Origin of the sequence: Demequina lutea (assembly GCF_013409005.1) — a bacterium.
GTDB lineage: Bacteria > Actinomycetota > Actinomycetes > Actinomycetales > Demequinaceae > Demequina > Demequina lutea.
Window position 1 is genome coordinate 240,656 of the sequence record NZ_JACBZO010000001.1, and the last position, 18,239, is coordinate 258,894.

Annotated in this window: 19 protein-coding genes and 1 pseudogene; 16 read left to right on the forward strand and 4 right to left on the reverse strand. The window is 63.6% G+C overall.

Annotated elements, in window-relative coordinates:
• Positions 1-69: 69 nt before the first annotated feature.
• Genes purS through BKA03_RS01220 form a run of 3 tightly spaced genes read left to right on the forward strand, consistent with a single transcriptional unit; the run spans position 70 to position 1,783 of the window.
• Complete coding sequence (gene purS, locus BKA03_RS01210) at positions 70-390, forward strand: phosphoribosylformylglycinamidine synthase subunit PurS (RefSeq protein ID WP_083971459.1); 321 nt, start codon at positions 70-72, stop codon at positions 388-390.
• Positions 387-1,091 (forward strand): phosphoribosylformylglycinamidine synthase subunit PurQ, encoded by a 705-nt coding sequence (gene purQ, locus BKA03_RS01215; RefSeq protein ID WP_062074888.1) that lies wholly within the window; start codon positions 387-389, stop codon positions 1,089-1,091. The genes purS and purQ overlap by 4 nt, the downstream gene beginning before the upstream one ends.
• On the forward strand, positions 1,091-1,783 hold the full coding sequence (locus BKA03_RS01220) for a nucleoside/nucleotide kinase family protein (protein ID WP_062074887.1): 693 nt from the start codon (positions 1,091-1,093) through the stop codon (positions 1,781-1,783). The genes purQ and BKA03_RS01220 overlap by 1 nt, the downstream gene beginning before the upstream one ends.
• A 202-nt stretch (positions 1,784-1,985) precedes the next feature.
• Here BKA03_RS01220 and BKA03_RS01225 read toward each other — a convergent pair whose 3' ends face one another.
• Positions 1,986-2,798: an LLM class flavin-dependent oxidoreductase gene (locus tag BKA03_RS01225; RefSeq protein WP_083971454.1), complete on the reverse strand. Its 813-nt coding sequence runs from the start codon at positions 2,796-2,798 to the stop codon at positions 1,986-1,988.
• Positions 2,799-2,825: 27 nt separating this feature from the next.
• On the opposite strand from BKA03_RS01225, the gene BKA03_RS01230 reads away from it, so the two are divergent.
• From BKA03_RS01230 to BKA03_RS01250, 5 genes are all read left to right on the forward strand, one after another.
• Positions 2,826-4,325, forward strand: coding sequence for a site-specific integrase (locus BKA03_RS01230; protein WP_152649514.1), 1,500 nt, complete (start codon positions 2,826-2,828; stop codon positions 4,323-4,325).
• A complete protein-coding gene (locus BKA03_RS01235; protein WP_062074884.1) occupies positions 4,322-6,127 on the forward strand; it encodes a hypothetical protein in 1,806 nt (601 codons plus the stop codon). Before BKA03_RS01230 ends, BKA03_RS01235 begins: the two co-directional genes overlap by 4 nt.
• Positions 6,124-8,061, forward strand: coding sequence for a hypothetical protein (locus BKA03_RS01240; RefSeq protein ID WP_062074883.1), 1,938 nt, complete (start codon positions 6,124-6,126; stop codon positions 8,059-8,061). Before BKA03_RS01235 ends, BKA03_RS01240 begins: the two co-directional genes overlap by 4 nt.
• Entirely contained in the window at positions 8,058-8,462 is a 405-nt protein-coding gene (locus BKA03_RS01245; protein ID WP_062074882.1) for a hypothetical protein, read from the forward strand. The genes BKA03_RS01240 and BKA03_RS01245 overlap by 4 nt, the downstream gene beginning before the upstream one ends.
• Before the next feature lie 532 nt (positions 8,463-8,994).
• Complete coding sequence (locus BKA03_RS01250; RefSeq protein ID WP_152649513.1) at positions 8,995-9,396, forward strand: hypothetical protein; 402 nt, start codon at positions 8,995-8,997, stop codon at positions 9,394-9,396.
• A gap of 164 nt (positions 9,397-9,560) precedes the next feature.
• Here BKA03_RS01250 and BKA03_RS01255 read toward each other — a convergent pair whose 3' ends face one another.
• The 3 genes and pseudogenes from BKA03_RS01255 to BKA03_RS15085 form a co-directional block, all read right to left on the reverse strand.
• The gene (locus tag BKA03_RS01255; RefSeq protein ID WP_062074879.1) at positions 9,561-9,932 is read right to left on the reverse strand and encodes a hypothetical protein; all 372 of its coding nucleotides are present in this window, start codon (positions 9,930-9,932) and stop codon (positions 9,561-9,563) included.
• 65 nt (positions 9,933-9,997) lie between these two features.
• A complete protein-coding gene (locus BKA03_RS01260; protein WP_062074878.1) occupies positions 9,998-11,095 on the reverse strand; it encodes a DNA cytosine methyltransferase in 1,098 nt (365 codons plus the stop codon).
• Positions 11,072-11,850 (reverse strand): annotated as a pseudogene (locus tag BKA03_RS15085) (IS256 family transposase); the annotation flags it as partial. The gene BKA03_RS01260 and the pseudogene BKA03_RS15085, both read right to left, overlap by 24 nt.
• Positions 11,851-12,192: 342 nt before the next feature.
• Between BKA03_RS15085 and BKA03_RS01275 the strand changes: the two are divergent.
• From BKA03_RS01275 to BKA03_RS01310, 8 genes are all read left to right on the forward strand, one after another.
• Complete coding sequence (locus tag BKA03_RS01275; RefSeq protein WP_062074875.1) at positions 12,193-12,609, forward strand: hypothetical protein; 417 nt, start codon at positions 12,193-12,195, stop codon at positions 12,607-12,609.
• A 101-nt stretch (positions 12,610-12,710) separates the two neighbouring features.
• Entirely contained in the window at positions 12,711-13,442 is a 732-nt protein-coding gene (locus tag BKA03_RS01280) for an ATP-binding cassette domain-containing protein (protein ID WP_179397646.1), read from the forward strand.
• Positions 13,439-14,683: a DUF7224 domain-containing protein gene (locus tag BKA03_RS01285; protein WP_062074873.1), complete on the forward strand. Its 1,245-nt coding sequence runs from the start codon at positions 13,439-13,441 to the stop codon at positions 14,681-14,683. Before BKA03_RS01280 ends, BKA03_RS01285 begins: the two co-directional genes overlap by 4 nt.
• Before the next feature lie 59 nt (positions 14,684-14,742).
• The gene (locus BKA03_RS01290) at positions 14,743-15,282 is read left to right on the forward strand and encodes a hypothetical protein (protein ID WP_218855972.1); all 540 of its coding nucleotides are present in this window, start codon (positions 14,743-14,745) and stop codon (positions 15,280-15,282) included.
• A gap of 266 nt (positions 15,283-15,548) precedes the next feature.
• Entirely contained in the window at positions 15,549-15,776 is a 228-nt protein-coding gene (locus BKA03_RS14970; RefSeq protein ID WP_062074871.1) for a hypothetical protein, read from the forward strand.
• A 62-nt stretch (positions 15,777-15,838) separates the two neighbouring features.
• Entirely contained in the window at positions 15,839-16,729 is an 891-nt protein-coding gene (locus BKA03_RS01300; protein ID WP_062074870.1) for a DUF4062 domain-containing protein, read from the forward strand.
• Positions 16,730-17,218: 489 nt separating this feature from the next.
• Complete coding sequence (locus BKA03_RS01305; protein ID WP_062074869.1) at positions 17,219-17,674, forward strand: hypothetical protein; 456 nt, start codon at positions 17,219-17,221, stop codon at positions 17,672-17,674.
• Positions 17,671-18,228, forward strand: coding sequence for an HAD domain-containing protein (locus BKA03_RS01310; protein WP_062074868.1), 558 nt, complete (start codon positions 17,671-17,673; stop codon positions 18,226-18,228). Before BKA03_RS01305 ends, BKA03_RS01310 begins: the two co-directional genes overlap by 4 nt.
• The last annotated feature ends 11 nt before the right edge of the window (positions 18,229-18,239 follow it).

Sequence of the window (18,239 nt, forward strand, 5' to 3'; positions counted from 1 at the left end):
ACGATGGGTCGGTACCCGAGCGCGCGGGCCGTTGCGCGCTTCGAGCAAGGGCCCGGCTAGACTGCGGGCATGCCAAAAATCATCGTTGACGTGATGCCCAAGCCCGAGATCCTCGACCCCCAGGGCAAGGCCATCGGCGCCGCCCTCGCTCGCCTCGGCATCGAGGGCTTCCGCGAGGTCCGTCAGGGCAAGCGCTTTGAGCTCAAGGTGCACGGCGAGATCACGGATGAGGTGCTCGCCACGGTACGCCACGCGGCCGAGACGCTCCTGAGCAACCCAGTCATCGAGGATGTCGTTTCCGTCAAGCAGAAGGAATGCGGCGGCAACTGTGGCTGCGGCCACGCGAAGACGGCCGACGCTCCCAACGGTCAGAAGGACCTCCTGGCGTGACCGCGCGCATCGGCGTCGTCACGTTCCCCGGCTCGCTGGATGACCGCGACGCCTTGCGCGCCGTGCGTCTTGCAGGCGCCGAGCCGGTGTCGCTCTTCCACGCGGACGCCGACCTGGGGGACGTCGACGCCGTGGTGCTCCCCGGTGGCTTCAGCTACGGCGACTACTTGCGTGCGGGAGCGATCGCTCGCTTCGCACCAATCATGGACTCGATCGTGGACGCCGCGAACGGCGGCATGCCGGTGCTGGGCATCTGCAACGGATTCCAGGTCCTCACCGAGGTGCACCTGCTGCCTGGCTCGATGATCAAGAACGAGCACCTCCACTTTGTGTGCCGCGACCAGACCCTGCGCATCGAAAACGCGGAGACCGCCTGGACCAGCGAGTACCGCGTTGGCGAGGAGATCGTGGTCCCGCTCAAGAATCAGGATGGCCAGTACGTCGCCGACGAGCGCACTCTCGACGAGCTCGAGGGAGAGGGCCGCGTCGCATTCCGCTACGTGGGCTGGAACCCGAACGGCTCTCGCCGCGACATCGCGGGCGTCACCAATGCTCGCGGAAACGTCGTCGGCCTGATGCCGCACCCAGAGCACGCGACGGAACCTGGCTTTGGCCCCGACTCGCTCGAGGGTGGCCGCACGGGCACCGATGGGCTCGCCTTCTTCACATCCGCGATCAAGGGCATGCTGGCGAAGGCCTAATGATTTCCGACGCGCGCGCCCAGACTCCCAGGGACGCAGTTCTCGAGGCTCTCGCCGATGCCGTGGTCGTGCGGTCGGGCGAACACAAGACTCACCCCGCACGGATTGGCATCGACGGGCCCGACGGCTCCGGCAAGACGACCCTGCGCCAGGAGCTTGCCGAGGTACTGCGTGGGCGCGGCTTCGACGTGATCGAGGCGAGCCTCGACGACTTCCACCGCCCACGTGTGGTGCGCTACGCGATGGGTCGCGACTCGTGGGAGGGCTACTGGGCGGCGGCCTTTGACTACGAGACCCTCACCTCCGACCTGCTCACGCCGCTCGGCCCGCGGGGCACCCTGCGGTACCGCACCAAGGCGCACGACCTCGAGACGGATACCCCCGTCGAGGAAGGATGGCTCGAGGCGGACCCTCACGCGATCCTGCTGATCGACGGTGTGCTGATCCAGCGCCGCGAGGTGATCAGCAACCTCAATTGCGCTATCTACCTGGATGTTCCGTTCGAGGAGACCTATCAGCGGCTCGCGGTGCGCAACGGCTTCCCCGCAGACCCCGAGGCGCCGAGCAACTTGCGGTACACCGAGACGCAGCGGCACTATCAGCGCACCTGCACGCCTGTTGAGCGCGCCGGGATCGTGGTCGACAACACGGACCCCGGCAACCCGAGCATCGTCAAGGACAACAGGTCGTGAACGGCGCCGCTGCGTCGGCGCGCGTCAAAGAACGAGAGCTGTAGCGCGGCGCCCGTCCTCGGACGCTCCGAACCAATTCGCCGCGCGGCGCGCCGGAGTGCGCGCGCGTTGACCCCGGATCGGCGGCGTGGCGGGACCGAGATTGGTTCGGAGCGTCGCGGAGGCGGGTGCACAACCGTGCGTCGCCACGCGATGGTGGCCTCTAGCCGCTGTGCCCGGGCGCCAACTGGTTGCGAATCTCCACGAACGCATCGAAGGTCGTGCGGTTGAAATCGGCGCCCAGCTGATTGGGGATCGTGACCAGCACGGTGTCGGAGGTCATGACGGCCTCGTCCTCGCGCAGCTCGGCGACGATCTTGTCGACGTCGCCCACGTAGGACTTTCCGAACGTGCCGACGGAGTTGTCGATCGAGCCGACCTGGTCCTTGTTGGCGCCGATCTTGTCGCGCTCGAGCAGGGGCCCAAAGTACATGCGGGTCTTGTCGTCAATGATCGGCATAATCGACCGCGACACCGAGACTCGCGGTTCGCCCGCATGGCCCGCCTCGTGCCACGACTCGCGGAACGCCTCAATCTGCCTGGCCTGGACGGTGCCGAGTGACTCTCCGGTCGCCTCAAGCACCAGGGTCGATGACATGAGGTGCATCCCCAGCTCCCCCACGCGCTTGGCCGACTCGGTGTTTCCGGCGCCGTACCAGATGCGGTCGCTGAGCCCAGGGGAATGGGGGGTGATGGGCAGCAGCTCGCCGCGCGGGGTGGGTGCGTTGGGGCCAGGGAGCGCGATGCCCTCACCCGAGATCGCGCGCCGGAGCGTGGCGATGCGCTCGGCGGCGTCCTCGACAGGCAGCTTGCCTGCGGGAAGGGGGTAGCCGAACAACCCCGGGCCGTCGGCGGCCGACTCGGGCGAGCCGCGCGATACCCCGAGCTGGAGTCGTCCGCCCGCAATGAGGTCGGCCGTGCCCGCAGCCTCGGCCATGTAGAGCGGGTTCTCGTCCTTTTGTAACCATTGACACATGTCTGCAGTGCGGCTAGTGTTTGCATCGTGAAGGACCCCGGTGCGGCCACAATGCCGAATCTCGCAAGGGTTCTTGAACTCCGCCCGAGGAACCTGCTGTCGATGGAGAGCCGTCCCGCGTGGCTCGCCGCGGTCATCCAAGACGTTCCACGGCGCTTCCTGGACCGTGAGTGGATGTATGTACCCGTACTCGCCGACGGGACGCTTCACCCTGCCGTAGTGCGCTGGGCTGCCAGCAACATGACCGAGACGTCGGCACGGGGCTACGCCTATGACGTGGCCGTCTACTTCCGGTTCCTCGGAGAACGCGGTCTCGCTTGGCCTCACGTCGACCGGAATGTGGTCGACGAGTTCCTTGTCGCGCGACGCGAAGTCGTAGGGCCGACGACGCTCAAGCGGACTATCACTCCCTTGCTTGCGTTGCATGACCGGGCCGTCGACATGCGCTTCATCGCCTTCAACCCGATTCCCCGCGGCGAGATCAACGCGACCAAGGGTCGGAAGCAGTCGGCCGCTATTTCGTACCCACACGCTTCGATTATGCGTTGGCGACAGGAAGGCGTCCTGGGGTTGGGGTCCGCTCGCGAGGAGACCATGATGATGCGCGAGCGCAACCTGGCGTACGTGGATCTTCTCTATCAGACAGGCATGCGCAGATTGGAGGGACATGGATTGTTCTACTTCGAGGTGCCGTCCCGGCCCCTCAGAGGCGAGGTGTTGGTCGGGCGCATCCCGGGAGCATTGTCAAAGGGCAGGCCTGAGGTTGGGAGGCTTGTTTACCTCGACGGGAGCCACCGCAAGACGATCCAGGACTACTTCGTCGGTGCCCGTGAGGTGGACATAGCGTTCGGAAAGAAGTCGGGCATCTACGAGAACGACCCCGAAGCGCTGATTGTGAAGAAGGTGAACACGAGAGACGGGATTCCGAACACGGTGCTCGTGTCTAGGGGGTCTGCTGATGCGCCAGGTAAGTGGCGCAAACTCGACCTGATCGATCTTAGAGAGCGCATCCACATGTATGAGATCGACGAGGCCGACGGGAAGCGTCGCCCGCTCTTGGCATGGCTTGGCGATGGAGGCAAGCCTCTCGACATTCGCAGATGGAACAGAATCTTTAGGGAGGCGTCGGCGCGCACCGAGCGGTCAGACGGCACCGGGAAGATTGACGTTCACCCGCACACCCTGCGCCACTGCTTCGCCATGCAGTTGTACATCGCCGCCGCGATGCGCAACGAGCAGAGGCGACGGCATGTCAGCGAGAGCGATTTGACTCGGATCGTGAACGAGATGAACGCCTGGAAGCACGTGAAGGACAGGCTTGGGCACTCGAACGTCGAGACGACAATGAGTCACTACCTTGCCCCGCTCCAGGCGATGGAGTACGCGCAGATCCTCGCTCGACGTGACGATGCCCCGAGCACGATCACGCGCACCGTCACTGATGAGGACAACTGGGCCATGGTCACGAGCATCGATGAGGCTATGCGCAACATCGCCCAGGTGGATGACCGGGTGATTGACGCGTGAAGGTTGAGTCTGAGGGCGGCGTCCTGATCGTCAGCCCTCCAGGTGAGGAGCCGTACGAACTCGATTTCTCTGGTGTCGACGTCGGAGATGATCTGCGGCGAAGTCTGATGGAAATCGTGAAGGCAAGGGTGGGCCCGACCGGCATGTGGGGCAAATTGACAGCGCAGGGCGGGCTCTGGTCGCTTAGGACCCTGTTCGAAGGGCTCGGCGTGACGCGTGCGGGGGAGATCACGCACGGAAAGTACCTCGAACGATTGATGTCCCTCCCGCAGGGCACTCGCTACACGCACCACATGCGGCTGCGCAAAGTGGTCCAGGAGATTCGCGGAGTCGATCCCGAGGAGAAATCCCGCATTATCAATCACAGGGTGCCGAGGCCAGCGCAGGATTCGAGCAGGCATGTGATTACCGAGCAGGAGTTCGTTGACCTGCGGCGACTGTGCTTCGAGTCGGTGCAGTCTGCGCTGCGAAGGGTGAAGGCCGGTTGGGCCGTGCTCGATTCCTACCGCAACGGTGAGTACGCGGAGGGCACCGCAGACTGGGAGTACGGGACGGTGTTGGACGAGATCGCCCGCACCGGCACATTGGCTACCAGGGATCCGTCCAACCCGGGACGCATCTTGCTTCCTGTGTCGGTTCGCCAGCGCCTCTACCCTGGGCAGTCGATCGCTCGCGTCTCCGCATTTCCTCTCTGGAGTCACTTGTATCCGACTTCTGATGAGACGTGTGCGGCGGTGACCGGCCTGATCGCTACGTGCGGCTGGAACGCGACCACCCTGCTGCGACTCCACATGACCAACATCACGCGAGTGGACCCGCAGGACGGTACACAGGCGGCCGAGTTTCACGTGCTACTCGACAAGCCTCGTCTCGGTCCCGTTAGCCAATGGGGGGAGAACCTGCACGATGGCGACTGGGATGAAGGCGACGGTGACGATGCGCCCGAACCGATTGACGCGCGGTTCGAGGTCAGGGGCGACAAGCACTCGAAGGGCCGACTGTTGACCATGGTCATCGAGTTGACCGAGGGTGGCCGCCAGACGCTGGCCGCCGCAGGGCGTCCGTGCGACAACCTCATCGTCGGCCTCACAGATGGCCTACACCGCGGGAGTCGGACCACAACTCGACTACCGATCCATCCATGGGCCGCCTACGACGTTGCCTACTCCCCAATGGCAAGTTGGAGGAGGTCGACGGGACATGTTTGGGCGACACCTCGGGCGCTCCGCCACTACTTCGTGGTCCATGTTCATCCGGAGGGCCATGTCGCCTCCATGAACATGGAGTACAGCCTGACGGACCCGACCATGAAGCAACTCGTACAGCCCTCAATCGCTAAGGTCCTAGAGAGCGAGTTTGACGGCATGGTTGCCACGGTGGTGACCGATGACGCTGACATTGCCTCGCAGGCACCCCAAGTGGTCGCTCGCGGCGTTCTGGAGGACGTTGAGGCGGGGCAACTCGACACACTCGGCTCGTCGTGCCTGGACCATGACCACAACCCCGAGACGCATGCACCCTGCCGAGTGTCCTTCCTGGACTGCTTCGCATGCAAGAACGCCGTCGTGCTGAAGCGGCATCTACCACGCAACATCGCCATCTACGAGCGACTGGAGTTCCTGCGCTCCTATACGCCGGACGCCGGCTGGAACCGCGTATACGCCATCTACCACGCGCGGGTCAGTTCTGTGCTCGAACGCTACTCCCAGGACGACGTGGAACAGGCGCGCGAGGTCGTAACAGATGACGACCGGGACCTCGTGGCCAGGCTGATCAAGGACAGGTGGAACGACGACGAATGACTCAGCCAGACGCAGTGGTAGCGCACGCCCGCGACGACCGCTATTTGCCGTGGGTGCCAGGCCCGACGACGCCCATCTTTTTGCATCGGGAGTCCGTCAACTTGCCCGCAGGTGTGCCCGCGCCGGTCTTTCACGACAACGTCTGGCCCGTGCACTACTTGTCTGAGGCTGAGCACCAGTCTCCTGTGAGCCTGAACTTCGCGGCGCTGCCCCCGTTGCTGCAGGATGCGGCCAAGGTCCACTTCTTCAACGCGATCAACACGCCGTCGCAGGGACGCACCAGGGGCGTCAGCCTCCCCTCGGCGTCGACCCTGAGCACGCTCTTCGCGAGATACACGAACCTCGCAAGGTGGATGGAAAGCGCGGGAATCCGTTCACTCAACAAGATGACATCGAAGCAGTGGGACGACTTCGCCTACCACGTCGTGCAGCAGCCGTGGAAATACCGGTACAAGGAGGACACGCTTGGATGTGTGTCGACTCTGTTGTCTCACAACTGGGAACTTCCGTGGGAGTACACCATTGCAGCACCACCGTGGGTGGCTGGTGGATCGGGTTATTCCGAGTGGCTGGGGCGGCGGCCTAGCAAGGGCGACAACAAGACCCCGCCGTTCAATCCTGAGGCGATCTCTTCACTGATTACCGCTTCGCTTGCAACTATTGGCCGGTACCTCGCAGGAGACCTCGATTTCACGTGGCGGCCGCGCGACGCAGAGGTGAGTGCTTGGGCCCGAGAGCGCGGAATCGAGATCCAATTGAGGAGGGGTGGTAGTGGTGGCCTCTCCGAGGAGACCCTGCTCCAGTACAAGCGTGACACCGGCTGGATCGCGCCCCTCCAGAAGTCGAACGTCGTTGCAGCCGCGTTCGCCGTCATTGCGTACTTCACGGGCATGCGCCCTGCCGAGGTGCTCAACCTGAGACGCGGATGTGTAACCTACACGCCCGCTCCGGAACATGGCAGCCGGGCTGTCGAGTACCGGATCACCGGGCTGCACTTCAAGGGCGTCAGTGATGAGAATGGTAACCAGATCACCGAGGGTGAGATTCGGGATCAGCCCTGGGTCACCATCGAACCGGCGGCGCGCGCCGTCAGGGCGCTGGAACAACTCACGGATGGAGAACTGCTCTTCGCAGTGACGGAGCAGAGCGGCCGCCAGCGCAAGGGCGCTGTTCACACCGCAGGCTCCATGGGGACGATGCTGTTCAAATTCGCTCGCCGATGGAACGACCTCGCGGGGAAGACGGGCGAGCAGTCGGTCCTGACGGGAGGTTCCGGCGGCATCCTTGGCGACAACAAGACCTACGTCGCCACCACCCGGTTCCGTCGCACTCTCGCCCACCACATTGCCAACATCCCCGGCGGCGAGATCGCACTCGGCATTCAGTATGGCCACGTCAATTCAGTGGTATCGCAGGGATATGCGGGGCAGTCGGAGTCCGGCTTTGTCGACGAGGTCGAACTGGAGGCAATCATGGTTGCGATGCGCGACATGGGTCGCGCGGTGGATGAGGTCAAGGCAGGCTCGACGGTTAGCGGACCTGGCGCGGCGCGAACTAAGGCGGCTCTCAGGGAGTATGAGCACGAGTTCGCTGGCGCGACCATGACAGAGGCGGAACTTAGGCGCGTTAGGAAGAGCGGCGTGGCAACCCTCTACGACAACCCCCATGCCAACTACATCTGCGCTTGGAACGCTGAGACCGCACTGTGCCGCATCCGCAAGGACGCCGAGGGGCCCGACCTGGCGAACTTCAAGGTCGGCTGCCCGAACGTGACGCTGCTCGACCGGCACATCGAGATCAAGATCGCAGAGCGCGACGAACTCACTACCGCATTGCCCCGCATGCCTAAGCCCTGGGCAGAGCGGGCCCAGGAGGACATCGCGGTTCTGACGCACCAGATCGAGCGGCACAGAAAGGCGCGGGGTGAGGTATGAATCGACGTGGAGATGAGACCGAGCGAGATGCCATACTCACCGCGCTGACGCGGGTGCTGACAGGCACATCCCAGCACGGCTCAGGTCGAGTAACAGTCAAGGCTGTTGCCGACGAGGCGAGCATCGCACGGAGCGGAATCACTCAGAGGAACCTCGACCTCAAGGCGCTCATCGACGCATGCGGTGACCTCGCCGGACGCATGCTGAGTGCGGACGGCGTCGAGCGCATCGAGAGGCTCAGCGCGAAGGTGACGGAACTGGAGGCATTGACGACGACGCTCGCGGAGCAGGTTGCCGCAGCGGCCCTGAAGTACACCCCCGAGTCGGAGTCTAACGGTGATGCCGACGCTGGGCCGGACGTCGGTCCGGGCAACCGCGGGCACCTCCGCCCGGTCAAGTAGCGGTCCGCATCATCTACGCCCGCACGGCGACCTTCGCTCACGTCCCGAGTGCGCGGCGTTGACGGCCGCGGTGCGTCTATTTCAGCAAGAACGGGCGCTTGTATCGCTTTCGCTCGAGCGCCCGCCTCATGCCGTCCTTGTCCAACGCGTTCCGTGGCGGGCAGACCAGGATGGCGTCGTCGCCGGAGCGAATGAACTGCTCAAGGCGGGCCTGCCTTGGTCGACAGGCGAGCGGGCGGTAAGTCACGTCGTCGCCGCACTCCTGGGGGACACTGAGATCGATATCTCGGAGGCGCTGCAACGCTTTCCACGCGAACACGAAGACGCGCTCGTAGAGGCCATTCGGACCGCAATTCGGCGACCCACGTGCCGAGGTCGGAAGAGTGAGTCACGTACCGCAGTAGGTCCGAGTTAGCGGGACTCGAACGTCGCCCGCCGCCTCCGCGAAGCCCAGCAGCGCATCCTCATGGGTGCGCCCGAGCGCATCGAGGTTGGCAACACCAGCGTTAGGGGGCTGGCCAAGGAAGCGGACGTGCCCCTCAACTGGCTCAACCGCCAGTACGTGCCCGAGAAGGTCGCGTTCGAGGCGGCCGTCCGAGGGGCGACCGACGGCCCCCTCACCGCTCGTGAGGCCGAACTCGCTGAACGGGTTGCCGAACTTGAAGCCGAGGTCAAACGCCTGCGTCTGCAGTCAGTCGAACGGCGAGACCGGGGCGATGCCTGGAAGGTCACTGCCGAGCACTTCATTCGCGAGGTCGCCCTGGTCAAGACGGAGTTGGTCGGTGTGGAGGCGCGACGTACTGCCGCTTTCAAGGCGCGGGACAACCTCAAGGCCGCGCAGGAAGCGGTCGACCAGTTGCATGCGTATGAGGCGGAGCGAACGCCGGTGACCACCTTCAAGCCGCGCGTGATCGGGCCCGACGACACTGCGTGACCGTTCCGGTCACGCGACCTCGTGGTGGACGCAGTAGCGGGGGAGCGGGGTGCGCGCCCGCCTGAGCCGGTGGCTTTGCGTCTCAGGCGGTTGACGGCCGTGCGCGGCGTCGGACGGACACCAGACAGGGAAGTCCCACCAATCTGTCGAACACCTACGAATGCCTACATGACCAACTTTGTGCCCCACATGGCCCTGAGGACTCGCAGTAGCGTTTCGCGATGTTGCGTGGGGAAGCCCTCAAGCGTCGCCGCGAAATCGAGAGGGCCGAACTCCGCAGACGTCGTGTATCCGAGTAGCCCTGAGGCGAATTGCGCAATGGCGTTCTCGCCGCTCGACCAGGACCGAGACGCAGCAAGCAGTACGGCCGGATCTGCGAAACGTGTGCCATCCTCGCCACGGGGCCAGTCCACCCGTCGAATGAGACCGGTTTCGTAGAGAAGATCGCATGCAGCGCGGTAGCCGCCTGTGCCACTCGACCTGACCAACTCGGTGCGCACTGCCAGTGCTCCCTCGAAGTCATCATTTCGTTTCATGCGATTAACGGTATCGCTGAAGAGTGGGCCGATTTCCTGCCAGGGGAAACGGGACGGCGACAGAATTAGACCTTCAACGGGACGGTAGCGGCCCGCACAGAGTCAACCCGCCGCACTGTGTCGAGCGCGGTTGCTATGGCAGAAGTTGGGTCGTCAGGGGCCTGCGACACAAGAGCGTAAATCTCGCGGCCGGTCGGTGTTGCGAGCAAGAGGTCGCGATCGCGCTCGCAGTGCGCCTTCAGTACGTTCCACACCACGCCCACGCTGACGCCGTTGCCCAACTGCTTGAACGTGGCCTTGTCGGACTGTCCGTCGAACGAGAACGAATCAGGCAGGCCTTGGAGACGCGCTGCCTCCCGAGCCGACAGTTTCCGCTGCAGAGGGCCGATGATCGGAGTCTGAGTGATTGCGACCAGCGCTGGCAGGTGGGTTGGACGCTTGGCGCGTAGGCCTGACGGACGTAGTGAAATGACGCAATCCCACAGGCTCTCAGCGTCCTGAGCCTGCCACTCCAACTTCCGTCGCGATTCGGGAAACGTCCTCACCTTTCGCAGCCAAGTGCCCATCGCGCGGCCTCCTACGTGTTCTGCCAACGCGTCGTACAGAGCGAAGTTCTTTCGCAGAAAGTCGGCCTTCCAAGGTGGCGCCTCGTCAATCGCCTGCCCGCGCTCCATGGGCGACCAGTCTGAGCCCCAGGTGTCGGTCCAAATCGGGAATCCTGGGAGGCGGCGAGCAGTCTCGCCAGAGGCATCAGCCTGCGTGGCACGCCACTCGCGCATGTGCTGCACCATGACTTCCCAGTGGTCGATCCAGTTGCGTTCGACCTGTGAGATGTCAGTGCCCGCCGGCGTCTCCTCGGGATCAATCTGGAGATCGTTGATGAGGTCCCACTCGCGGTCCATGCGAATGTTCTCGGGCAGTGAGACCGGGTCGATGAACGGGTCGGCTTGCATGCCCTCGGGAACCAAGGTGGCGGTGATCAATACGCGCTCGCGAACCTGAGGGCGACCGCCATACTCCGGCTTGATCTGGTGAGGGGAGAAGACGGCGCTCTGCTCGGAGACCTGGTAACCCGCATTCCGCAGGTGCTCGATAATCACCTGCCATTCGTGGCGGTGGCGGGGGCCCGCGAGGTTGCGGACATTCGCGAGCACGTTGCGCATCAAGTGGACCCGGCAGCGTTGCCAACTGGAGCCAACGAATACCGTCGCGATTGCTGTTTTCAGGGTGGTATGAACATCAGAGATCACCAGTTTCGCGCCGGACAGACCGCGGGCCCTCAGCGAGCGCAGGAACGTTGTTCAGAACGGTTGCGACTCGCGGTCTCTGACCTCGAACCCGAGCACTTCCCGGCGCCCGTTCGCAGCGACACCGACGGCGATGACCACGGCCTGGCACACCACCCGACGCCAGACACGGGCTTTGTAGTAAGTCGCGTCGAGGAAGACATTCGGGTAAGTGGTGTCCGTCAGGGGCCGGTCACAGAACGCCGCGATCTCCTCGTCGAGGTACGCACATATGCGTGAGACGTCCGACTTCGAAATACAGGTGTCAGCGCCAGGCGCCTTGACGAGGTCGTCGACCTAGCGGGTGCTCATGCCGTGAATATAGGCCTCCATCACGACCGCGAATAAGGCCTGGTCGACACGGCAGCGTCTGTCCAACGGTGACGGGAAGAACGACCCTGCCCGCGCCTCCAGATCCCCCGCGGTGGTCGTGAGGGTGCGGGCGCGGCTGCCGTTGCGTTGCGTCGTTCGCCGAGGGTGTGCTCAAACGCGCCGGCACCAATGAACGCGGATGCTCCCGCATCGATCCGTTCCTGGTAGAGCGCATCGGTCGTGATCCGAATCCGATCGCCAACGTCGCCGAGTTTCAGTTCGCGGAGCAGGTCGAGGGGGACGGATTGGTCAAGAGCCATCGTGCGTTGTCCTGCCGTGAGATTCCTAGATAGTTCTCACTGACCATCGCATGATGACTCTCCACGTCAACGACGTGACACACAAGCGCGAAAACTACACCAACCCCAGGGATGTCACCCGACACGCCTCGTCTGATCCCCGTCCCGAGGAGCCGCGGCAGGCTCCTATGGAATTCAGGATGCGAAACTCGAAGCATTGATGTAGATTTCGAGAGTCGACGTCGGGGCCGTCGCCTTCCAACGATTTTTCGGGGGCTCATGCTTGGCGTAGGCGCGTCCTACATCAAAGAGGGAGAGGGAAGCATGTTAAATCTATCGTTTCGGAAGAGGGCAGTGATTGTAATGGCCTCCACAGCGGCATTGGCCGTCGCGCTTGCGGCGCCAGCGTTGGCAGAAGGCTCGTTTAGTTCCTCCATCACCGGCGCATACGCGCCGTTCAACTCACGTACGTGGACTGACAATAACAACGATGCCACTAGCACCCACGTAACCTTCCAAAACTGCAACGACCAGTATACCTCAGCGTCCTATAACGACCACGCGAAGATCCAGTTGACTAGGGAGACGCCCTGGTATCAGCCGGATGAGAATAAGGGTCAAGACACCCTCTATTGCAAGAACACCAGCGACACGGCCTACTTCGGTCGAGTGTCGAGTGGCAACTACCATTTTACCATCGTGAACATCAATGGTCAGCCATCGGGTTCAACTCCAGTCTACGCTCGCATTGATGTTGGCTGGGTAGGAGTCGGCTACTGACTTAGGGGAATGTCAAATACAATTTCGGCATGCGGTTGTGCGCCACAAGACTTTTTGGCGCACAACCGCATGCCTGCCCCTGGGGCGGAAGGGACGTATTAATGGCTGTAGTTATAAATGGGGTCGGGTACCGTTATCGACGCCGCGCGGATCTCGCACTTTGCGACGTCACCGTCGAGTTTCGTCCTGGTCGAACGATCCTGCTTGGACCTAATGGTGCAGGAAAATCCACTCTCCTTTCCATTTTGGCGGGCCTTGCCAAGCCCACATACGGGACGGTGGAGGTCACTGCTGGAGATGGTCGCCCAAGCGTGGGCTGGATGGCCCAGCAGATCCGCCCGCTACGTGGATTCACGGTCACCGAGCAAATCGCGTACTCCGGCTGGTTGGCGGGCTTGACCAAGCGTCAGGCGTGGGGATCCGCACGCCGCGTTCTCGGACGCGTGGATCTTGACGACCGCGCGGACACGAAGGCAATGGCGCTTTCAGGCGGACAACTGCGGCGCCTTGGCCTCGCCCAGGCCTTGGTGCATGACCCTGCAATCTTGTTACTCGACGAACCGACTGCGGGGCTTGACATTGCTCAGCGGGAGAACTTCGCAAACCTTTTGCGGACTATCTCAGCCACCGTCGACCACACACTCGTTGCCACTCACGATGTTGCCGACCTGACAACAAGTTTTGACGACGTCGCCGTAATTGCCCACGGCCAAATCAGGTTCCACGGCACTGTCGGCGAGTTCGTAGGTAGCCGATCCACAACAGATACGAAGGGTGCAATCATCGCTGCATACGAGCGTGCCCTCGCTCACCCGCTGGAGAAGTCAGCGTGACGCGCGCTGGAACTTCGCTCGCGGCACGGTACTTGCGCGAGCCTTTGCCGATCATTGCGCCCGTGCTTCTCGTGTTGGCACTCGGCCATGTCGGCACGTACATTGACGGCGCGGATCGCTACGCGCTTGCGTCGTGGGCACACTCGGTTTCAACTGTGTTCCTCATCGCGCCCGTAGTTGGTGCTAGCGCGGCGTGGTCGGTCTCTCGACTGCGTAGCGCGGGCTTCTTGGAACGTCGTTGGCCGAGGGGGCGTGCTGCGATCTATCTCGATGCGACATGGGTGAGCGCCGCGACAGGGCTGCTCGTCATCGCCGTCACGGGCCTTATCGCAGCAGGCTTCACTGCCCCGCCGCCAGCGCTTGTAGCGCTCGCGGCACTTGCCATCATGCAGATGGTGGCTCTCGGTGTCCTCCTGGGGCGCTTCCTCGCCGGAATCTACTCCGCACCGCTCACCCTTCTCGGCGGCTATCTGTGGATGGTAATGCCCATGGCCTTCGAGCCGCTGTGGCTACGGCACCTCAATGGCCATTGGCCAGATTGCTGTTCGGTCCCGTACGAACCCTCGCTACGCGGGCTTGGGGCAGTCGCCGCGGTATCGATAGGCTTGTCTGTGATAGCCCTCCTATACGCGGGCCGTCTCACGCGTGGGCGGATAGCCCTGTCTTTGGTTGCGGCGGCGGTGGCCGCGGCGACGGCCTCCTATCTCGCCGCGCCGTTGGGCGGAGAGCCGGTACAGGCGAGAAGCAACGGTTTGAAATGCGCACCACTCGGACATGACGGCGCTTCGCTCTGTTTGTTCACCGAGCACGAGCCGGAACGGACGCTAGCCGAAGACGCGTATCGGAGAGCATATGACGCGTGGCCCGGTGCCAAAGCGCTTCGGGGATCCGTGTTCACAGAGATGGTAGACCCCGCGACGAATCAACATGTGGTCCAATTCGGTCGATCGCTATCAGACAGTTCCGCAGTGGCGGAGTTCGCGGGAGCCGTCCTGCCCCCGGTACCCATCTGCGCACCAGGAAAGCCCTACGCAAACGGGCTGTTGCGTGAGACCGCAATGGTTGCATTGGTCTCGCGCGCAACAGGGTCCCTGCCGATGGCGGACCAAGGTGCGATCCCGCCTGAGGATGAGGTGCTCGTCGAACAGATCTTCGCCTACGGTGCCGATGCGTTCAGTGAGTGGTTGAAAGATGTCAGCGCCACCGTGTCTCAATGCGACCGAGAAGGAATATCGTCTTGACCCGTCTGTACTTGCGCACTCGTTCGCGGAGATGGACGTTTGCATGCCTACTGTTATCAGTGTGCGCGATGTTTCTTGCCGGTTCACACGGCGTCAGGCTGCCGTCGTTTGCCGCCGTGGCATTGAGGGAAACCCCCTTCACCGTGATCGCAGCGCTTCTTCTCTCCATCGCCCTCGTCGGCGGGCTCGGAGGTGGAGACCCTCGACTCGAGGCTATTGCTGTTCGTAGAATCGCGGCATTTGACACCGCGATGCTCGTGACGGTGCCAGCCGCATTCGCCGTCGCCGGGTTGGCCTCACAGATCGTCACACGGGTCGCTGTCGTTGTCGCGGTCAGGGCGCTCGTGGGATTCATCGGCCTCGGCCTTTTGGCGTGCGCGCAAGGGGGCCGTCTCGCGGGGACCGTGTCACAGGTCGCGTTCTTCGTGCTCGTGACACTCCTAGGCCCGACTACCGATGGCAGCGTTCAGGTGTGGGCCTTTCCCATAGCCGCCCCGTCGTCCGCTGTGGCAGCCGCCGTAGCGGGCGGCCTCGCTCTTTCAGGCGCAACGATATGGCTACTCATGGGCCCCGAGCGCGCAGTACTCGCAAAGACGTAGAACAGATGCGGAGGACTCCCGCGGGGTCCTCTTTCGGCTCTTCACAATTGGGGGCGTACGAGTGGTCTTAAGCCGTTGGCCTCGAGCAGTGCGCGGGCGATGCGGGTGCTGAGATTGCGGAAGCCGTGTGCCGAGCCGGGCTCGCCCTCTTTGGTTTCGTCACAGCCCCGCCTCCGTCGTCGAGCGCACTGCAACGACCGTACCGCGCCATCCTGACAAGTTCCCGTAGGCCGGCACCGCTCGGCGCTCGAAATGCGAGCACAGCATTGAAGATCGACTCCGGAGATGCCTCATCGCCAGCGCTTCGGTCAGGATCGCGCCCTTCGCCCTTCGCCCTTGCGATCACGCGCGGCGCGGCCGCCGAACTCGCCGGTGAACACGGCGCGGGCGTGCCTGCTCTGGCCGAGGCGCTCAAGATCAGCCCCTTCCAGGTCCGTGACCTCCTCGGAGAGGCCGACCAGCGCCCGGTGCTGCGGCTCGTCGGCGACGGGTGACGGTTCGCTCCACCCCACACCCGGCCGTCCCCCTATTCGCGGACGATGAAGGACTCTCAACGATGGCTTACCCCACACTTGCTCTCCACCTCCTCATCTCCGCCCCAGGGGACGTGCCCTTCGATGAAATGGCGACCGTCCGCAAGACGATCAGCCAGTGGAACCTCAACCTCGGCCGCGCGGTCGGGCTCACGGTGCTGCCGGTTTCGTGGACCGAGCACGCCGTTGCCGAGTTCGGCGAGCGGCCGCAGGCCATCCTCAACCACCAGATCGTCGAGGAGGCTGACCTCGCCATCGCGATCTTCTACGACCGTCTGGGCACACCGACGGGGGAGGCCGAGTCGGGCACGGCCGAGGAGATAAAGGTTCTCGTCGCGGCGGGGAAGTCCGTTGCCGTCCTGGCGAGTGCGACACCTCGAGCGCCCCTCAGGGGTGTGGCCTTGCAGGAGCGACAGCGGCTCGACGCCTATCTGAACGAGTTGCGCAAGGTCGCCCTCGTCTTCGAGTACGCGAACGCGGCAGACCTCGTCGGGCACCTCAACAACTTTCTCAGCAGGGCGACCGGTCAGTTTCAGCAGTCAGTCGAGGCGTCGAAGGAGGGGCCGGAGGAGCCGGACCAGTTCCAGGGTGTGTGGCCGAGGGCAGAGGTACGCGAGAGCGTGGAGACCGACAGTCAGGGACGGGTCAAGACCCAGAGGCACTGGTCGCTCGTGCTCCATAACACGTCTCGTGGCCCGGCCTCGGACGTCGACTTCACTTTCGAAGGCCTGCCTGACGATGCATTCTTCCTTGTGCTCCGCGAGGACGGACCACTCGGCACCATACCTCCAGGGCAGGAGGCCCGATTTCCGTTGGCGCTTGGGATGGGTTCCCCGAACGCTGTCGACTGCGTGGTGACGTGGACGGATGCGGCCGGCGAGCATCACGACACTCGAGCGACGGTCCGCATCTGACGCATGTGGCCGTTGTGAAGTGGTCGGGTTCCGGTTCAACAGTTAACTCCGTTGCAACCCCTCGCAGCGGAAACAGGCCGGCGTTTTGCCCTCCGCGCTGACCCCCGACGGCCTCAAGCCGTGCGTCGACGTCTTTGGTGACAAACCCGTCGACCGTACAATGCAGTACCCCCGAAATCGCCCGTCTCCGAATCGCCGTATTCAGTCCGGTCTACGACCCACGGGTCACTCGACTTACGTCCCGGCTTCATAAGGTCGGATTGGCGCACTTCAGCCCCCTCGTATCGATATTCCGAGATGCTACTGGCCGCGCGCGACACGCCGGTGCCTGCCGCACCGCCATACGGAGCAACCACACCTTACGGGGCGCATACACCCACCTAGGGGTAGCCAACCCCGCCGAGCCCCACCTCGACGTCTACCACATCGTTCCTCGTAGATGTGATAGTCCTACCCGCAGATCGCCCACGACGGCGGGATCATGGTGCCATGACCGACACCACAGACACCCCCATCACCCGCGTGGACCTCGACGGCTCCGAGCGTGAGTTCTTGTATCTCCTCGAGACCACGAGCGCCACGAGGTACTACCTGCGAGCCACTAAGGAGCGCGGCCTCGAGGTACTGCGAGCCCGCGGTGACGGCCGCACCATGACCAGCGCACACGACAACGCCTGGCAGCGCTGTACCGGCATCGTGTCCCACGGCCTGGACCTCACCGAGAGCCCCGACCCCATGACAGCGCCCATCAACCCTGACGATGTTGTGCCCATGGTGCTACGCGTGGACGCCTTCCATGTCTATGACTACCGCGTGCCGGGTGGACTCCTCGACACCACCGACTACTGGTGGAAGCAACGCCCTGTCACACGCATCGTGCGTCTCGACGAGATGCCGCCTGAGGGGCAGCGGGCCAAGGCCGAGGAGTACGGGGACAGGCCATGACCAGGCATGCCGGCCCCACAGTCGTCTTCGTTGACGTGGACGGCGTAATCAACGCCGACATCCCACAGTGGCCCACTCACACGCATCGCCGAGCCGACGTGTTCATGCGTTCGATCGGTTCCGCCCAACGCATCGACTACTCCACCGCGGTAGTGGACGGCCTGCGGGACATCGAAGCCATGCCTGGTGTCGAAATGAGGTGGCTCACGACGTGGCAGCAGGCAGCAGCCGAGGACCTTGCCCCCGTCATCGGTATTGGCTCCACGTGGCCTGTCATGGTGGAGCCGACGACCTTGGAGGGGCTAGGCACCTCGTACCTGGACTGGTGGAAGGCTGACGCGGTGCGCGCCTGCGTCCGTGCCGGGAATCGCGTGGTGTGGATCGACGACGACATCGCTGCGTGGCAGCGCCTCGCACGCATCTTTGGGAAACCGGAGCGCCTCGAGTGGATCACACCCGGGGCTGTACTCACCGTGCGCCCGGCCAGCCTTCACGGCCTTGAGTCTCGCCACTTCGCCGATATCGCAGAGTTCATCGATGAGACCGTGCCGTGACCAGAGGGCAT